15 protein-coding genes, 1 tRNA gene and 1 riboswitch are annotated in these 17,463 nt (G+C 76.1%); of the genes, 6 read left to right on the top strand and 10 right to left on the bottom strand.

What is annotated here, in order from left to right:
* Nucleotides 1-36: 36 nt before the first annotated feature.
* Together HK417_RS01560 and thrC are read right to left on the bottom strand one after the other, a co-directional pair.
* Nucleotides 37-237: a cold-shock protein gene (locus HK417_RS01560; RefSeq protein ID WP_222262580.1), complete on the bottom strand. Its 201-nt coding sequence runs from the start codon at nucleotides 235-237 to the stop codon at nucleotides 37-39.
* 220 nt (nucleotides 238-457) lie between these two features.
* Nucleotides 458-1,759 (bottom strand): threonine synthase, encoded by a 1,302-nt coding sequence (gene thrC, locus HK417_RS01555; protein ID WP_222262577.1) that lies wholly within the window; start codon nucleotides 1,757-1,759, stop codon nucleotides 458-460.
* 12 nt (nucleotides 1,760-1,771) lie between these two features.
* Nucleotides 1,772-1,899: riboswitch (SAM riboswitch) on the bottom strand.
* A 59-nt stretch (nucleotides 1,900-1,958) separates the two neighbouring features.
* Between thrC and HK417_RS01550 the strand changes: the two genes are divergently transcribed.
* From HK417_RS01550 to HK417_RS01540, 3 genes are all read left to right on the top strand, one after another.
* Nucleotides 1,959-2,780, top strand: a complete 822-nt coding sequence (locus HK417_RS01550; protein WP_222262575.1) for an HAD family hydrolase — start codon at nucleotides 1,959-1,961, stop codon at nucleotides 2,778-2,780.
* Between the two features lie 148 nt (nucleotides 2,781-2,928).
* Nucleotides 2,929-3,756 (top strand): hypothetical protein, encoded by an 828-nt coding sequence (locus HK417_RS01545; RefSeq protein ID WP_222262574.1) that lies wholly within the window; start codon nucleotides 2,929-2,931, stop codon nucleotides 3,754-3,756.
* 103 nt (nucleotides 3,757-3,859) lie between these two features.
* Entirely contained in the window at nucleotides 3,860-4,852 is a 993-nt protein-coding gene (locus tag HK417_RS01540) for a hypothetical protein (protein WP_222262572.1), read from the top strand.
* Nucleotides 4,853-4,898: 46 nt separating this feature from the next.
* On the opposite strand, the gene HK417_RS01535 is transcribed toward HK417_RS01540, so the two are convergent.
* The 5 genes from HK417_RS01535 to rarD all read right to left on the bottom strand — a co-directional run bounded on the left by HK417_RS01535 (nucleotide 4,899) and on the right by rarD (nucleotide 11,625).
* The gene (locus tag HK417_RS01535) at nucleotides 4,899-5,765 is read right to left on the bottom strand and encodes an ABC transporter permease (protein WP_222262570.1); all 867 of its coding nucleotides are present in this window, start codon (nucleotides 5,763-5,765) and stop codon (nucleotides 4,899-4,901) included.
* Entirely contained in the window at nucleotides 5,765-8,680 is a 2,916-nt protein-coding gene (locus HK417_RS01530) for an alpha/beta fold hydrolase (RefSeq protein ID WP_308123307.1), read from the bottom strand. The genes HK417_RS01535 and HK417_RS01530 overlap by 1 nt, the downstream gene beginning before the upstream one ends.
* A gap of 14 nt (nucleotides 8,681-8,694) precedes the next feature.
* Nucleotides 8,695-10,176: a LytR C-terminal domain-containing protein gene (locus HK417_RS01525; RefSeq protein ID WP_222262568.1), complete on the bottom strand. Its 1,482-nt coding sequence runs from the start codon at nucleotides 10,174-10,176 to the stop codon at nucleotides 8,695-8,697.
* A gap of 59 nt (nucleotides 10,177-10,235) precedes the next feature.
* On the bottom strand, nucleotides 10,236-10,601 hold the full coding sequence (locus tag HK417_RS01520) for a DUF3263 domain-containing protein (RefSeq protein ID WP_222262566.1): 366 nt from the start codon (nucleotides 10,599-10,601) through the stop codon (nucleotides 10,236-10,238).
* A gap of 109 nt (nucleotides 10,602-10,710) precedes the next feature.
* Nucleotides 10,711-11,625: an EamA family transporter RarD gene (rarD, locus tag HK417_RS01515; protein ID WP_222262564.1), complete on the bottom strand. Its 915-nt coding sequence runs from the start codon at nucleotides 11,623-11,625 to the stop codon at nucleotides 10,711-10,713.
* Nucleotides 11,626-11,776: 151 nt separating this feature from the next.
* On the opposite strand from rarD, the gene HK417_RS01510 reads away from it, so the two are divergent.
* Both HK417_RS01510 and HK417_RS01505 read left to right on the top strand, forming a co-directional pair.
* Nucleotides 11,777-13,429, top strand: coding sequence for a Na+/H+ antiporter (locus tag HK417_RS01510; RefSeq protein WP_222262562.1), 1,653 nt, complete (start codon nucleotides 11,777-11,779; stop codon nucleotides 13,427-13,429).
* A gap of 19 nt (nucleotides 13,430-13,448) precedes the next feature.
* Nucleotides 13,449-13,847: a DUF5313 family protein gene (locus HK417_RS01505; RefSeq protein ID WP_222262559.1), complete on the top strand. Its 399-nt coding sequence runs from the start codon at nucleotides 13,449-13,451 to the stop codon at nucleotides 13,845-13,847.
* Nucleotides 13,848-13,917: 70 nt separating this feature from the next.
* Here the strand turns inward: HK417_RS01505 and HK417_RS01500 are convergent, their stop codons facing one another.
* The 3 genes from HK417_RS01500 to HK417_RS26285 form a co-directional block, all read right to left on the bottom strand.
* Nucleotides 13,918-14,124 (bottom strand): dodecin, encoded by a 207-nt coding sequence (locus HK417_RS01500; protein ID WP_222262557.1) that lies wholly within the window; start codon nucleotides 14,122-14,124, stop codon nucleotides 13,918-13,920.
* Between the two features lie 88 nt (nucleotides 14,125-14,212).
* A tRNA-Thr gene (locus HK417_RS01495) sits at nucleotides 14,213-14,284 on the bottom strand.
* 52 nt (nucleotides 14,285-14,336) lie between these two features.
* Entirely contained in the window at nucleotides 14,337-14,993 is a 657-nt protein-coding gene (locus HK417_RS26285; RefSeq protein ID WP_222262555.1) for a hypothetical protein, read from the bottom strand.
* 174 nt (nucleotides 14,994-15,167) lie between these two features.
* Between HK417_RS26285 and HK417_RS24825 the strand changes: the two genes are divergently transcribed.
* Entirely contained in the window at nucleotides 15,168-17,462 is a 2,295-nt protein-coding gene (locus HK417_RS24825; RefSeq protein ID WP_308123306.1) for an ABC transporter permease, read from the top strand.
* The last annotated feature ends 1 nt before the right edge of the window (nucleotide 17,463 follow it).

Below are 17,463 nucleotides of genomic sequence, written 5' to 3'. Positions count from 1 at the left end.
TCCCCCGCGGGGGACCGGGCCTCGTTACTGGGTGGATCAGGCGCCGCGGACGGCGTCCGCCTGCGGACCCTTCTCGCCCTGGACGACCTCGAAGGTGACCCGCTGGCCCTCGTCGAGGCTCTTGTAGCCGTCCATCTGGATGGCCGAGTAGTGGACGAAGACGTCCTGGCCGCCGTCGACGGCGATGAAGCCGAACCCCTTCTCGGCGTTGAACCACTTCACGGTGCCCTGTGCCACGTGTGCTCCCACGTTCGTGCGTCCGGTCAACCCCTCTGCTCCCGAGGGGTCGGGTCTCGCTCTTCCGCCCGTGGACACGAACGTGGAACTCGAACCGCGCGGAACGGTACAGCACGGATTGCCGCTGGTCATGGGTCCGAACCGCTCTCCATCACCCGGTGTGGTAACGATTGCGGCTCGGTCGATCGGCCGGCTGGGCCGCGCCGCGGCGCGGCCGCCGTCAGCCGATCAGCCCGGCTTCCCGCACCGACCGCAGCGTCGGCTGGACCCGGTGGGTGGGGCCGACGACCGGCGTGATCGGGTCGAGGGTCTTCAGCCCCTCCCCGGTGTTGAGGACGACGGTCTCCTTGGCCGGGTCGAGCCGGCCGTCCTCGACCAGCTGCCGCAGCACCGCGATGGTGACGCCGCCCGCGGTCTCGGCGAACACGCCGGTGGTGCGGGCGAGGTCCCGGATGCCCTGCACGATCTCGGCGTCGCCGACCCGGCCGACCGCACCCCCGGTGCGCCGGATCGCGTCCAGGGCGTAGGGGCCGTCGGCGGGGTTGCCGATGTTCAGCGACTTGGCGATCCCGGTCGGCTTCACCGGCTTGACGACGTCCCAGCCGTTGTCGAAGGCGGTGGCGATCGGGTCGCACCCGGCCGACTGCGCACCGAAGACGGTCCACCCGGTGTCCTCGACGATCCCGGCGGCGACGAGCTCCCGCCAGGCCTTGTCGACCTTGGTGAGCAGCGAGCCGGACGCCATCGGGATGACGACCTGCGCGGGGATCCGCCAGCCCAGCTGCTCGGCGAGCTCGTAGCCCATCGTCTTGGAGCCCTCGGCGTAGTACGGCCGGACGTTCTGGTTGACGAAGGCGGCGTCCTCGAACTCGTCGGTCTCGGCGAGCTCGCTGGTGAGCCGGTTGACGTCGTCGTAGGAACCGTCGACGGCGATCAGCGCCTGCCCGTAGACCGCCGACTGGACGATCTTGCCCGGCTCCAGGTCGCTGGGCACGAAGACGAAGCTGGGCAGGCCGTTGCGCGCGGCGTGCGCGGCCACCGAGTTGGCCAGGTTGCCGGTGGAGGCGCAGGCGATCTTGGTGTAGCCGAAGCCCTTGGCGGCGGTCGCGGCGAGGCTGACCACGCGGTCCTTGAACGAGTGGGTCGGGTTGGCCGAGTCGTCCTTCACCCACAGCCCACCGGTGATGCCGAGCTCGGCGGCGAGCCGGTCGGCGCGGATGAGCGGGGTCAGGCCCGGGTCGAGGGTGACCCGGGACGCCGGGTCCTGCCCGACCGGCAGCAGCCCGACGTACCGCCAGATGTTCTGCGGTCCGGCCTCGATCTGCTCGCGGGTCACCGCCTGGAGCAGGTCCTTGTCGTAGTCGACCTCGAGCGGTCCGAAGCACTCGGCGCAGGCGTGCTCGGCGATGAGGCCGAACGTCGCGCCACAGTTGCGACAGACCAGGCCCTTGGCCGGGTTGGGGACGATCGGGCCTCCGGCCGTGGAGTCGGCCTGGAGGGAACCGGGAGCAGTCAGGGTCATTCGACGACAACCTCCTCATCTTCCCCGCGTCGGGCCGTCGAGCCGCGCGGGACGGAATTGGCACCTCCCGTCCGCGGACGTGCGGACGGCGGTTGCCGGGGCTTCATCGGGCCGTGTCCCTCTGCCCCTCTGGATGAGTGGAACGTGCGCGACTGTACCCGGCACGTCGGGCGGGTCCGGGGACGGCCAGGATGGGCAGGTGCCCGCCCGCATCGTCTACACCGACCTCGACGGCACGATGGTGGGCCCGCGCGGCTCCTTCTGGCACCGGGCGGACCGGGCGCTGACCGCCACCCCGGCCACCGCGCTGCTGGAGCTGCACCGCGCCGGCGTGCCCCTGGTGCTGGTCTCCGGCCGCACCCCGGACCAGCTCCTGGAGGCGCAGCGGATCTTCGCCGCGGACGGCGCGATCGCCGAGCTGGGGTCGGTCGTCAGCTGGGACGGCGGACGGCGGAGCCACCTGCTCCCCGGCGACCTGCCCGCGGAGTACGCCGGCCGGACGCCGATGTCGGTGATGGCCGAGCTGGGCGTGGTCGAGCAGCTGATCGCCGCGCACCCCGGCCGGCTCGAGTGGCACGCACCCTGGCACGCCACCCACGCGGCCGACGCCCTGCTGCGCGGCCGGGTCGACCCCGCGGCGGTGGACGGCTGGCTCGCCGAGCGCGGCTGGGCCTGGCTGACGATCAACGACAACGGCGCCGTGCCGGCGACGTCCCGGATGACGCTGGCGCCCGAGGCGCTGCCGCCGCACGTCTACCACCTGATGCCGCGCGGGATCTCCAAGGGCGCGGCGATCCGCTGGGACCTGGCCCGGCGCGGGCTGACGGCCGCCGACGCGGTGGCGGTCGGCGACAGCGTGAGCGACCTGGACATGGCGCCCGCGGTCGGCCGGCTCTGGATCACCGCCAACGGGGCCGCGGTCGACGGCATGGCGGCCCGGTTGTCCGCCGTCCCGAACGTCGTGGTGACCGAGGCGCCCATGGGCGAGGGCTGGGCCGAGGCGGTGCTCGCCTCCCTGTAGGGCCACCGGGTCGGGTGACGTCCTGACCGTCGGTGACGGGCCGGGCCCCCGAGTGCACCCCATCGGACGACCCGTTCCGCACAGCGCCCGCCCCGGTCAGCCGCTTCACTGGACGTGAGCACCCGGCGACGCACGGTGGGGAGGCGCGATGAGCGGATCCATCCCGGCCGCGCCCCGTGCCGCCCGGCTGCCGCGGTACCTCCGCCGTGTCCTCGTGCTCGCCGGCCTGGGCACCCTGCTGTGGCTGCTCGGCTCGGCCACCGCCTCGGCGGACACGACACGGCTGCCCGGGGACCTGCTGGCGGGGGTCGCCGAGCAGGTCGGCGAGCCGGCCGCGGAGCTCGTCGCGCCGGTCGTGACCCCGACCGTGGCGGAGGTCGCGGCACCCGTGGTCGAGCCGGCGCTGCAGGCCACCACGCCGCTCCTCGCTCCCCCGGTGCACGCCGCGGTCGAGCCGGTGCTGCAGGTCGCCGCGCCGGTCCTCCCCCCGGCGGCGCAGGCCGTCGCCCCCGTGGTCGAGCCGGTGCTGCGGGCGGTTCCGCAGGTGCAGGCCGCCGCGGCGCAGCCCGCGGACCCCGCGGGCGGGCCGGTGCCTGCGCCCCTCTCTCCCGCCCCGGCCGACGCAGCGGACACCCCGGTGGGGTCCGTCGAGCCGTCCGGCGCGCTGTCCGGGACCCCGGCCCCCGCGCCGGTCGCAGGTCCGGCGGTCGACGTCCCGCCCTCCCGGACCACCGGTTCTCCGAACCTGTCACCGGACGCCCCGCCGGCGCCCATCCCCGCGCCGCCGACCCCGGGCGGCGTCCCGGCCGCGCTGCCCACGTCCGCCGCCGGGGCCGGCTCGTCCGCCGACCAGCCGCCGGCCGACCTCGCTTCCGGGGCCGCCGTCGTGGCGGCCCTCGCCCTCCCCACCACCACGGACGGCGCACGGGGCGCCACCGGCGACGCCGCGTACGACCCCGCCTTCTCCCCGGACTGAGACCGCCGCCGTCAGCCGTCCGAGTTGACCCGGCGCCACCCGGTCGCGCCCGCCGCGACCGGCTCATCCCAGTCCGAGCACCACCTCGAGGAGGACACCTCCCATGAACGTGTGGATCACGCGCGCCCTGCAGACAGGGCTGCTGGCCGGCGGCCTGCTGGCCGTCGGGACCGGCGTCGCCGCCGCCGACGACCACGTCCTGGACGTGACCGTCCCGGTCACCGTCACGGACAACGCACTCGCCGTCCTCGGCACGGCTCCCGGCGACACCCCGGCCGAGGTCCCGCTGCCCGACGTCAGCGGCGCGGTGGCGGTCGACCTCGGCCTCGTCACCGCCGCCGTGCCGGTCACCGTGGCCGTCAACGCCGCGGACGTCGCCGGGCTGGACGTCGCCCAGCCGGCCGCACCCGCCGGCACCGGAACCGGCACCGCCGCCGGCTCCGGGACCACGGCCGGGTCCGACGGACCCCCGTCGACCGTGGCCGCCGACGTCCCGGTCACCGTGGCCGGCAACGCCGTCGGCGTCCTCGGCGACGCCACGGCGTCGGGAACGGCCGGCCCGCCCGCCAGCACCGGGTCCGGCACCGGCTCGCTCGTCGACCTGGACGCCCCGCTGGCGGTGTGCGGGAACGGCCTGGCGGTCCTCGGCGGGTCCACGGCCGGCTGCTCGGCGCCCGACGGGGCGACCGACGGCAGTGGGTCGACCGTGGCCGCCGACGTCCCGGTCACCGCGTGCGGCAACGGCCTCGCCGTCGTCGGCACCGCCGGGGCCACCTGCTCGTCGACCTCCCGGCCGGACGCCGGCACCGAGGCGGCTGGCGGGCCGAACGGTCAGGCCCGCGGCGGCACGACGGTCGGGCAGCACGGCGGGGTCGCCGTCGGTGCGCCGGTCACCCGGGCCCTGTCGTCAGGCGACCTGCCCGCTTCCCCCGGATCGCCGCTCGCCGGGTCCGCCGGCACGGTGGCCGGCCCGACGGACGGCGCCGCGCTGGCCTACACCGGCAGCCCGGTGCTCGGACCGGTGCTGTTGGCGCTGCTCCTGCTCACCACCGGCCTCGGCCTGACCGCGGCCGCGCGCCGTCGTCGGCTGACCTGAACGCGGCGGGCCCGGCCGCTTCGGGGCGGCCGGGCCCGCCGCCCGGTCAGGAGGTGACGTCCTTGCGGGCGAAGTGCCGGAAGGCCAGCGCGGTGAACACCGCCGAGTAGGCCAGGCCCTGCACCACGCCGCGGAAGAGGTCGCCGGAGTCGACGGGGGTCTGCAGCAGGTCGGTCCACGCGTAGTTGTGCGCGGTCGGGAACCAGTCGCGGACGGCGCCGAGCTGCTCGACCTGCTCCAGCACCGCGAACACGATGGTGGTGAAGACCGCCCCGCCGACGGCGGCCAGCGGCGCGTCGGTGACGGTCGACAGCCAGAACGCGAGCGACCCGACGATCAGCAGGTGGACGACGAGGTAGCCCACCATCCCGGCCAGCCGGACCATCCCGGTGCCCTGGGCCAGCGCGATCCCCACCGGCGTCCGCAGGTCACCGAAGCCGAAGGCGATCCCGCCCGCGACCAGGGCGACCCCGACCAGCAGCACCATGGCGCCGACCGAGAGCACGAGTGCGGCCAGCCACTTCTGCCGCAGCAGCCGGGCCCGCGGCACCGGGGTGGCCAGCGCGTAGCGCAGCGACCCCCAGGACGCCTCGCTGGCCACCGTGTCGCCGAAGAACAGCGCGAAGACGACGACCAGGAAGAACCCGGTGGTCGCGAAGAGCACGAACAGGGTCAGGTTCAGCCCGCTCGCGGTGGCGACGTCGACCAGGTTGACCCGGCTGTTCTCCTCCGCCTCCTCGGTGCCGCCCAGCTGCAGCGCGCCGATGAGGATCAGCGGCAGCGCCGCCATGAGGGCGAAGACGCCGAGGGTGCGGCGGCGCTTGAACTGCCGGCGCAGCTCCACGCCCAGCCGCAGGGTGCGCTCGGGCCGGTAGCCCGGTGCCGCGCCCGTCGCCGTTGCGGTCGTCGTCATCAGCTATCTCCCACCAGGGACAGGAACGCGTCCTCCAGCCGGCGGCGCGGGAGGATCCGGTCGACGCCGATGCCGGCCGCCACCAGGGCGGCCACCGCCGCCGCCCGGCTGGTGGGCCCGAGGTCGACGACCAGGCCCTCGTCGGTGCGGTCGACGGGACCGGCTCCGGGCAGGGCGGCGAGGACGGCGGCGGCCCGGTCGGTGTCGGTGTCGTCGGCCAGGCCGACCAGCACCGCCCCGCCGGTGCCGACGATCTCGTCGACCGTGCCCTGGGCGATCTTCCGCCCCTTGGCCATCACCACGACGTGGGTGCAGGTCTGCTCGATCTCGGCCAGCAGGTGGCTGGAGACGATGACCGTGCGCCCGGTCTCGGCGTAGGAGCGCAGCACCTGCCGCATGGCGTGGATCTGCGGCGGGTCGAGCCCGTTGGTCGGCTCGTCGAGGACCAGCAGGTCGGGGAGGCCGAGCATCGCCTGGGCGATCGCCACCCGCTGCCGCATGCCCTGGCTATAGCTGCGCACCCGCTTGTCGATCGCGGTCCCGAGGCCGGCGACCTCGATCGCCTCCTCCATGTGCGCGTCGGCGAGCGGCCGGCCGGTGGCGGCCCAGTACAGCGTGAGGTTGTCCCGGCCGGACAGGTGCGGCTGCAGGCCGGTGCCCTCGACGAAGGAGCCCAGCCGGGAGAGCACCGGGGCGCCGGCGCCGGCCGCGTGGCCGAACACCTCGATCCGCCCCTCGGTCGGCCGGATGAGGCCCATCAGCATCCGCAGCGACGTCGTCTTGCCCGCGCCGTTCGGGCCGAGCAGCCCGAGCACCTGGCCGCGGCGCACCTCGAAGGACAGGTCGCGGACGGCGACGAAACCGTCCGCGTAGGCCTTGGTGACCCCGGTGAACCGCAGCGGCACGTCCTCGCCGTCCGGCGCGGCCACCGAGAGCTGCCGGCGGTGCCGCCGTCCCCACAGCCGGGCGGCCAGCCAGGCGAGCAGGGCGAGGCCGGCCAGGACGGCGAGCAGCACCCACCAGCGCGTGCTGCCGGCGGCGGACTCGACCGCCCCGCCCACCTGCGGCGCCGCCAGGGCCGCTCCCCCGGCGAGCCCCACCGTGTAGACCGTGGACTCGGCCGGCAGGGCGTAGGCCTGGTCGGTGGTCGAGACGACGACCCGCATCGTGTGCCCGACCTCGAAGCGGTGCACGATGCCGGGCAGGGTCACTGTCACCTGCGTCGGCGCCGTCGGGTCCGCCGACAGGCCGGTCAGCGCGAGCGGCGCGACCAGGCTGCCCGGCAGGCTCATGGTGCCGTCGGGCGCGACGTCGTAGAGCTTGGCGAACAGCGTGGCGCTGCCCGTGGGCGAGGAGACGGTGAGGTCGACGGTCGAGGCGCCCACGACGTCGACAGCGTCGGTCAGCGCGGCCGAGTCGAAGGCGGCCGCCTGGCCGGGGATCTCCAGCGTGCTGCCGCCCAGTGCGCCGGTCAGCGCGCCGAGGCCGGGGACGGTGGTCAGGGTGGCGGGACTGCCGCCGGCCGGGGCGACGACGGGCTGGACGGTCCCCGACAGCTCGATGGCCGCGCGCCCCACCGGGTCGGTGCCGGCCAGGCCCGGATAGGCGCGCGCCTCGACAGTCTGCGTGCCGCCCTGGACGCTGCCCACGCTGCTCAGCCCGGTCGGCGCCGGATAGCTGAAGCCGCCGTCCGGCTCGTTCCCCGCGTTCCGGAGGTGGGCCTCGAACCAGCCGGCGACCTCCTCGCGCAGCTCGGCGGCGACCCGGTCGGAGCTGCCGGTGTCGTGGCCGCCGGCGTACCAGACGACGCGCACCGGGGTGCCGTTCGCGGCGATGCCGCGCGCATTGGCGTCGGCCTCGCCGAGCCCGAACAGCGAGTCCTGCGTGCCCTGCACGAGCAGGGTGGGCGCGGTGATCCGGTCGAGCACGCCCGCCGGGCTGCTGCGCTCCAGCACGGCCGCGATCTGGGGGGTGAGCGCGCCGGTGGGCGCCGCGGACTGGTAGGCGGCGCAGATCTCGGCGCTGAACCGCCCGCAGGTCAGCGCCCGGGCCACGGCGGCCGGGTCCGCCCCGTCGACGGGCATGCCGTCCCCGGTCGGGACGCCGTCCCCCGGAGGGCCACCGGTGGCGTCCCCGTTCACGGGGAGGCCGGCCGCCCCCGTGCCGAAGAAGATGCCGGCCCACGTCCGCTTGAAGACGCCGAGGTCGGTGCTGACCGGGGTGGCGGCCGGGGTGTCCTCGCCGGAGACCGCCCCGGCCTGCTCCGGGAAGAGCGCGGTGGTCAGGGAGTTCCAGGTGATCTGCGGCGCGATGGCGTCGACCCGCGGCTCGTAGGCGGCGGCCAGCAGCGCCAGCGCCCCGCCGTAGGACCCGCCGGCGACGCCGACCCGCGGGTCGCCCGGGCCGTCGAGGAGGACGTCGTCCCGGTCGGCGAGCAGGTCGAGCAGCGTGCTGACGTCGGCGACCTCGTACCGCGGGTCGTTCAGGCCGATCTGCCCGGTGCTGGCGCCGAACCCGCGCGCCGACCAGGCGAGGACGACGTACCCGCGGCCGGCCAGGTCCTCGGCGTCCGCGGCGACGGAGTCCTTGCTCCCGCCGAAACCGTGGGCGAGCAGCACCGCGGGCGCCGGATCGGCGGCGGTGGCCGTGGGTGGGACGTGCAGCGTGGTGTCGAGCTCGACCGCGGCGGCGCCGGTGCCCGAGGGCACCCGGGCCTCGGTGGTGGCGACGTCCTCGGCGGCGCGGGCCGACGGCGCGCGCCCGACGGCCGTGACGGCGAGGGTCAGGACCAGCAGGCTTGTGAGCAGGGCGGCGACGGCGGACCGCGCGGCAGGGCGCGGCGAGCGGGGCGCCGCCCCGGGAGCGGAGCGCACGTGGGCGGGAACGGACGGGACGGCGGGCTGGTTCCGCGACACGCCCGCGGGACCGGTCAGGGCCGCCAGTTCCCCGTCGCGACGACGACCAGGCCGGGGCTGGCCACCCCGGGGACCTCGAAGAACCGGACCGCGGGACCGACCAGGTCGGGGAACTGCTCGACCAGCTGGGCCGCCGCCTGCTCCTGCTGGACGTCGCCGTCGGTGTGGTAGACGGTGGTGGCCGCGACGTCCGAGCCGGGGTAGGCGGCGGTGCCGACGACCTCCCAGCCGGCCGCGCTGAACTGGTCCCCGACGTCACCGGCCAGCCCGTTGATGGCCGTGCTGTTGAGCACGGTGATCGGGGCGCGGACCGGTCCCACCGGGGCGGGGACCTCCTCGACCGCGGGCACCGCGGCCTCCGGGGCCGCCGCCTCGGGGGCCGCCGAGGTCGCCGGCGCGCTGCTCGTGGCCGGGGACTGCGCCGGGGTCCGTGCCGAGGTCACCTCGGCCGCCGGCGAGGTGAACGACCACACGCCCAGCACGACCAGTGCGACGACGACGACGCCGAGCAGCCCCTGGACCGCCCGGCGGGGCGCGCCCGGGCGCTGGTCCTCGGCCGGCTGGGTCACGCGACTGGCGCCCGTGGACGCCTGCGCACCCGACGGCGCCCGCTTGCCCGCCTTCTTGCGCGCGGCCTCCGCCGCCTGGCGCTCGGCCCGGACGGCGGCGCGCCCGCCCACGGGACCGCCGACCGGTCCGCTGGCCGGTCCGCGGACCGCCTCGGGCGCCCGGTCGACCGGCGGATCGGCCGGCCGTTCCGGCGCCACGGTGGTGAGGGCCGCGGGCGGCTCGGGCCGGGCGGGGGTCTGCGGACCGCGCGTGGGCTGGGAACCGGACGCCGGCGGGCGCGTGGCAGCCCTAGTGGGGCCGGAGTCGGCGGGCGCGGGCGCCACCCGCTGGGTGGCGTCCTGCGGCGGCTGCGCAGCAGCCGGCCGGGCGGGGGTGACCACCCGGGGCGACGCGGCGGTGGGAGGGGGTGCGGGGGTGCTCGGTCGCGCCGGGGCCTGCTGCTCGGCGCGGACGTGCGGGCTCACGCTGCGCCGCGGCGGGGCCGGCGGCACGATCGGCCGGCCGGCCGGCCGGTCGACGGAGGTCCCGGGGCCTCCCGACGGACCCATCGGCCCGGTGCTGTCCGGGAACTCCGTCCGGCGCAGCGGCGGGGCAGCCGGCCGGTCGGTGCGGCGACGGCCACCCTCCGGGGGCACGCCGGTGCGCCGCCCCACGGGCGAGGGGCGGGACGACGGGTCCGCCCCGGCCGGGAGCAGCCCGTCGCGGCGGCGGTCGGCCCGGCCGCCGAGCGGCCCGGGCGTCCCGGTCAGGCTCGCGGAGGCCGGCAGGCCGGCCCCCCGGGGGGCGGGGCGGTCCTCGGCGCGGAACGCCGGGGGGTCGGTGACCACGGTGGCCGGCCGACGGACGTCGGTGGCGGGCTCGCCCACCGACGGGGCGGCGATCCGGGGTGCGCGCTCGTCGGCCCGACGGCGTCCCGTCCCCGGCACGGCCTCCGGCGAAACGCCCTCACTGCCTGATGCCGCATGCCTCCCCACAGTCACAGAGGTTAGCCGGGTCTGCGCTCGCTGCCCAGGACCTGGCCAGAACGCTGTCGCTGCCGCGTCGCGCGCATGCGCCGCAGGCGGCGGATCAGCAGGGGGTCGGCGGCGAGCGCCTCGGGCCGGTCGACCAGGGCGTTGAGCACCTGGTAGTAGCGGGTGGCGGACAGTCCGAAGCGCTCGCGGATCGCCGCCTCCTTAGCCCCCGCGTACCGCCACCACTGGCGCTCGAAGGCCAGCATCTCGCGCTCGCGTGCGGGCAGGCTCACAGTCGCGGGGGCCTCAGCCGCCTCATCCGCACCACCGGCACCGTCCGCGGGCACCGGTCCGGCCGGCTCGAGCTCGGGGCCGGCGAACGCGGTGTCGGTGCTCATGACGGGTGCCTCTCGCTGCGGTGGGGCGCCGCGGCGGCGCTCCCGGGTGGGTCGTCGTCGACGGTAGCCGGGCCCTCTGACAGTCCGCGGCCGCCGCGCGAGGCCCCCCTCAGACGACGGCCGGCACCTGGTCCGTCGGCGCCCGCCGGGCGGTGCGGGCGGCGCGGAGGCTGTCGACGGTGAACACCGCCAGCGCCAGCCAGACGATCGCGAAGCCGGCCAGCCGGGCCGGGGGCATCGGCTCGGAGTAGACGAAGACGCCGATGGCCAGCTGCATCAGCGGGGTCAGGTACTGCATCAGCCCGATCGTCGACAGCGGCACCCGGCTCGCGGCGGCCGCGAACAGCAGCAGCGGGATGGCGGTGGCGATCCCGGAGCCCACCAGCAGCAGCGCGTGCCCGACTCCGGCGTGCCCGAACGCGGCGTCCCCCTTCCCCGCCAGGACGCCCATGACGACCAGCGCCGGGACGACGACGACCACGGTCTCCAGGAACAGCCCGGGCGCCGCCGACACGCGCACCAGCTTCTTCAGCAGGCCGTAGAGGCCGAAGGTGACGGCCAGGGCCAGCGCGATCCACGGCGGCTGGCCGTAGTCGACGGTCAGCACGACGACCGCCACCACGGCGATCCCCACGGCGACCCACTGGAGCCACCGCAGCCGCTCGCGGAAGACGAACACCCCGAGGACGACGCTGACCAGCGGGTTGATGAAGTAGCCCAGGGACGCCTCGACGACGTGCCCCGAGTTGACCGCGTAGACGTAGACCAGCCAGTTCACCGAGATGAGCGCGGCCGCGGCGGCCAGCACCAGCATCGAGCGAGGACGCCGCACGGCGGCGCGGACCTGGTCCCAGTTGCGGCGGACGGTGAGCAGCAGCCCGACGAACACCAGCGACCACGCCACCCGGTGCGCCACGATCTCCAGCCCGCCGGCCGGCTCCAGCAGCGGGAAGTAGAGCGGGAAGAGTCCCCACAGGGCGTAGGCGCCGAGTCCGACCCCCACCCCTGCACGCCGTTCGTCCACCGCCGCACCGTACCCGCCCGATCGTGAGCGGAGCTCACGACCTGGTCGGCGGGGGGACGGCAGCCGAGGTGCCCTCGTCCTGCCCGGCGGACGGGGACCGCCGACGATGGACCGGGACCGCCGGCGATCCGGCGGTCCGGGAGGGGGAACGGTGGACGGCGCGGAACTCCTGCTGTTGGCGTTGGGCGCGGTGGGGGTGGCGGCGGTCGCCCGCCGCCTGGGCTGGCAGGCGCCGCTGCTGCTGGTCGTCGTGGGGTTCGCGGTGAGCTTCCTGCCGGGCGTGCCGGAGGCCGACATCGACGGCGAGCTGCTGCTGGCCGTGGTGCTGCCGCCGCTCCTCTACTCCTCGGCGCTGGGCGTCTCCTACGTCGGCTTCCGCGCGCTGCTGCACCCGATCGTGCAGCTGGGCGTCGTCCTGGTGCTGGTCACCGCCGTCGCCGTCGCGCTCGTCGCCCGGGTGGTCGTGCCCGGCCTCCCGATGCCGGTGGCCCTGGTGCTCGGCGCGATCGTGGCCCCGCCGGACGCCGTCTCCGCCGCCTCGATCGGCCGCCAGCTCGGGCTGCCCCGGCCGCTGATGACCGTGCTGTCCGGCGAGAGCCTGATCAACGACGCCGCGGCGCTCACCTTCTACAAGGTGGCGCTGGCCGCGGTCCTCGGCGCCGGCGGCGGCGTGCTCGGCCTGGACTGGAGCTCGGCCGCGGGCGCGTTCGGCCTGGCCGTGGTGGCCGGCGTCGGCGTGGGCCTGGCGCTGGGCATCGCGGTGCACGCCGTCCGGATGCGGCTGGACGACCCGGTGGTCGAGTCGGTGCTGAGCCTGATCGTGCCGTTCGCCGCGTACCTGCTCGCCGAGGAGCTGCACGGCTCGGGCGTGCTCGGGGTCGTCGCGGCGGGCATCTACCTGGGGCACCGCTCGCCGGAGGCCGGGTACGCCACCCGGCTGCAGGAGCAGCCGCTGTGGTCGTCGCTGGACCTGCTGCTCGAGGCCGTCGTGTTCGCCCTGATCGGCCTGCAGCTGCGGTACGTCGTGGGCGCGGTCGAGGAGTCCGAGCGGTCCAACGTCTCCCTGCTGTGGGCCGCGGTGGCGGTGCTGGTCACGGTGATCGTCGTCCGGGCGCTGTTCGTCTTCGGGCTGGAGGCACTGCGCCGGGCACCCCACCCCGGCCGGGAGGGCTGGCAGCCGCCGGAACGGCCGCCCTGGACGCACCAGGTGGTCATCTCCTGGACGGGGATGCGCGGGGTGGTGACCCTCGCGGTCGCCGCCGCCCTGCCGACGACGGTCGACGGCGACCCGTTCCCCGACCGGGAGGCGCTGCAGTTCCTCGCCTTCGCCGTCACGATCGGCACCCTGCTGCTGCAGGGGCTGACCCTGCCCGGGTTGATCCGCCGGCTCGGCGTGCGGGACCCCGACCAGACGCAGCGGGACGCCGAGGAGGAGCTGCACCTGCAGGAGCGGGCCACCGCCGCGGCGCTGCAGCGGGTCGACCAGCTCGTCGCCGAGCTCTCCCCGAAGGTCGACGAGGAGCGGCTGAGGGCCTGGGCCGACCGGATCCGCGGCCCGCTGCTGGCCCGCACCCGGACGATGACCCAGGCGGTCCGGGCCGAGGAGGAGGACGAGGCCGAGCAGGGCCGCCGCCGCGCCCGCCGGTTCCACCGGATGCGCCAGGAGGTGCTCACCATCCAGCGCCGGGTGCTCATGGAGGAGCGCGACAAGGGCCACGTCGACGAGGAGGTCGTGCGCGCGGTCCTGCGCGAGCTGGACTACGAGGAGGCGGCGACCCGCAACACGTGGGTGTCCCGGCTCTGAGCGGGCCTACGGTTGCGGTGTGCCCACTGGCCGACCGAACCCGGTGCAGTGGGTCTGGTACGCCTTCGGCGGCGGGCTCCCCCGGTCGCTGTCGGACTGGGTGCTCGAGGACACGACCCGGCGCACCTGGGTGTGGCGGCACCTGGCCCGCGCCCTCGTGCAGATGGCTCCGGTCGTCGCGCTGTGCCTGCTGGTCCCCCCGCTGGACCTGGCCGTCCGGCTGGCCGCCGCGGGCGGCGGGATGCTCATCGGCCTGCTGTTCTCCGTCGCCTACATGACCGAGACGACCGAGCACCGGGCGGTCAAGGCGGGGTGGCCGCCCGGCACCACCGCCGAGGTGCGCGCCGAGCGCGCGGAACGCGAGCGGGCCGAGCGGCGGTCCCGGTACCGGCAGGGCGGCGCCGGCAGCTTCGACTGAGAAGACGCCCTGCCCCCATCGCTCGCAAGCTCGCGGCGGACCCCTGCAGGAGGCCGAACGGGGTCCTCCTTCAGTCGACGCGGAATCCGATCTTCATCGTGACCTGGATGTACGCGACGTCGCCGTCGACGACCTGACCGCGGATCTCGCTGGTCTCGAACCACTCGATGTTGCGCACCGTCTGCGAGGCCTTGCGGACGGCGGTGCGGATGGCGTCGTCGACGCTGGTGGTGGAGCTGCCGACGATCTCGCTCAGCCGGTACACGTGGTCGCTCATGCGGTGGCTCCTCGCCGCGGGGCTGCCCGGACGGCAGCGGACGGCACCGACCCTGGCACGCCACCGGCCGGCACGCGACGGCAACGGGAGCCCCATGTCCGGATTGAACGGACGACCGCTCGCTTACAAGGCGAGTGCTCTACCACTGAGCTAATGGGGCAGGACGCTCGCGTCGAGGCTACCGGTCGTCCCCGGCCGGCCGGATCCGGAGGTCAGGCCGCCTGGGAGCCCGCGGGTCCCTCGTCGCGGGGCCGCTCGGCGACGTAGACCGTCGGGTCGTCGTCGACGGTGGCACCGGAGGCCAGCCACCGCGCGAACCCGACCGGGTCCCGCCGCTCCAGCTCGTCGAGCGCCTCCTGCCGGCGCCGAACCAGCCCCTGCCGGACGGCGGTGTCCTGGACCTCGCGGAGCACGGCCGAGGTGCGCACCCACTCCCGGCCGAGCTCCGGGACCGACAGGCTGCGGACGTCGCCCGGGACGTCCAGCGGGACGACGGCCGCCACGGTCCGCGACCGGCGCTCCGCCCGCGTCGCCCGGACGGCCCAGCGCGCCACGACGGCGAGCACGGCGGCCCCCACCAGTCCCGAGGTGATCGCGCTGCCGGCGACCACCGCCAGGCCGTTGAGCACCAGCAGCACGGCGACCGTGGTGACCGCCGCCCGCCAGGCGACCTCGATCGGTCGGCGCCGCCAGGACGGCGTGTCCCGGGCGATCCCCGCGGCCAGGCAGCCGCTCACGACGGCGGCGAGGACGACGGCGAGGAGCCCGGACCCGGCGAGCGAGATCCCCCCGACCGCGGCCACCGCCCCGGCGCAGGTGAGCAGCAGGACGATCCCGCTGCGGGCGAGCAGACCAGGGCGGCGCGACACCGACGACCTCCGGGGGCGACGAGCGGGAGTGGACGGGGGGTGGTTGACCCGGTACCGAGGGTCCCCGATCCGTGCCCATCGCGCCCGTCGATCGTCGGCTCCCCCGGCGCGCCGGACGCCCGTCCCCGGGAACTGCCGGGTCGGGACGGGCGGCGACCGGCACGATGTCGCCCCGTGGGCAGCTCGGTGGTGGACCTGGGGCCGGGTCTGGTCGTCGCACTCCTGGCGCTCACGGCGATCGCCGCGGCGGCCGGCCGGCTGTCCGGGCTCGGCCAGGACCGACCGGCCGTCATCGCCGTCGTCCGGGCCACGGTGCAGCTGGCCGCCGTCTCCGCCGTCCTCGCGGCCGTCCTGCGCTCGCTGTGGCTGTCGGTCGCCTTCGCGCTGCTCATGCTCGGTGTCGCGGCGGTAACCGCGGCCGGCCGGATCACCCGCCGTCCGCTGCGCAGCGCCGGAGCCGCCCGCCGGGTGGGTGCCAGTGGGCTGGCCATCGCCGCCGGGGCGGCACCGGTCGTCGGCGTCGTGCTGTTCAGCGGGTCGGTGCCGCTGGCGGGCATCGCGGTGATCCCGGTCGCCGGCATCGTCATCGGCGGCGCCATGACGGCCACCTCGCTGGCCGGGCGGCGGCTGCGCGACGAGCTCGAGCAGCGCCGGGGCGAGGTCGAGGGCGCGCTGAGCCTGGGCTTCCATGCCCGCGACGCCGTCCTGCTGGTCGCCCGCCCGGTCGCGGCCACCGCCCTGGTGCCGGCCCTGGACCAGACCCGGACGGTCGGCCTGGTGACGCTGCCCGGCGCGTTCGTCGGCGTGCTGCTCGGCGGAGGCAGCGCCGTCCAGGCCGGGGCCGCCCAGCTCCTCGTGCTCGCCGGCCTCCTGGCCGCCGAGGCGATCTCCGTCTGGGTGACCGTGGAAGCGGTCGCCCGGGCGCGCTGCGGGGGTGACCGGCCGCACCGACGCGTCCAGGGACTTCACAGGACACCACCAGGGGCGCCCCAGTGCCGGGGCGCACAGTGGTGTCAGCGCGGCGGGGAGGTCCTGCCGTCGCCGTGGGAAGGACCAGCAGTGACTGAGCAGAACCGCCCGGCCGACGCGACCGGACACGGCACCGACCGGACGCCGGACGCCGGGACCGCCTGGGCGCCCCAGCAGTCGAGCGGTCAGGTGCCCCCGCAGCAGCCGATCCCGGCTCCCGGGGACACGCAGCAGTTCCCCGCGGACACCGGTCACCGGCCGTGGCCGCCCGTCGGCTGGGGCGTGCACGCGCCGTACGCCGGCCCGCCGTCGGGCAGCCAGCCGTTCGGCCAGACCGGCGCCGTCCCGCCGGTCTTCCCGGCGCCGCCGGCCGACCCGACCCAGCCGCCGGCCCGCCGGGGCGGGCGCTGGCGGCTGGGCATCGCCGCCGGCCTGGTCGGCGCGGCGCTGATCGGTGGCGGCGCCGGTGCGGGTGTGATGGCGCTGACCGACGACGACGCGGTCGCCACGGTGAACGGGACGTCCGCCCAGAGCGTCGTCATCAAGGACCCCGAGACCGCGACCAGCGCGACCGCCGCCGCGGCGAAGGCCTCCCCCAGCGTCGTGACGGTCTACGTCACCGCGAGCTCGGGCTCGGGGTCCGGCTCCGGTGTGGTGCTGACCGACGACGGCTACGTGCTCACCAACAACCACGTCGTCTCGCTCGACAGCAGCACCTCGGACGTGACCGTCCAGGTGCGCACCGCCGACGGCACCCTCTACGACGCCACGGTGGTCGGCACCGACCCGTCGTCGGACCTGGCCGTGCTGCGCCTGAGCGACGCCTCTGGTCTGACCCCGGCGACGTTCGCCGACTCCGACGACGTGCAGGTCGGTGACGTGGCCGTCGCCATCGGCGCCCCGCTGGGCCTGTCCAACACGGTGACGACCGGCATCATCAGCGCCACCGACCGCGCGGTGGCCACCGGGTCGGACCAGGAGCAGACCGTCATCGACGCGCTGCAGACCGACGCGGCGATCAACCCGGGCAACTCCGGTGGCCCGCTGGTCGACGCCGCGGGTGAGGTCGTCGGCATCAACACCGCCATCGCCGCCGTCGCCACCGACCTGCCCGGCCAGGAGAGCCAGAGCGGGAACATCGGCGTCGGCTTCGCGATCCCCTCGAACACGGCCCAGCGCATCGCGCAGCAGATCATCGACACCGGCTCGGCGACCCACGCACTGCTCGGGGTCAGCGCCAGCACGGCGGCGGACAGCAGCGCCTCCGCCGTCGGCACCGGCGCCCAGCTGGTGTCGGTGCAGGAGGGCAGCCCCGCCGCGGACGCCGGCCTCCGAGCGGGTGACGTGATCACCGCCGTCGGCGACCGTCCGATCACCACGTCCACGGAGCTGACCGCGGCGGTCCGCAGCGCGAAGCCCGGCGACACGGTCACCCTCACGGTGCGGCGGGGGGACCAGACCCTGACCGTGGACGCCACACTGGACGAGGCGTCCGACTGAC

Origin of the sequence: Modestobacter marinus (assembly GCF_019799945.1) — a bacterium.
Taxonomy (GTDB): Bacteria; Actinomycetota; Actinomycetes; order Mycobacteriales; family Geodermatophilaceae; genus Modestobacter; species Modestobacter marinus_B.
The sequence above is the reverse complement of the archived record's forward strand: the minus strand, read 5'-3'. Positions and strand labels throughout refer to the sequence as shown.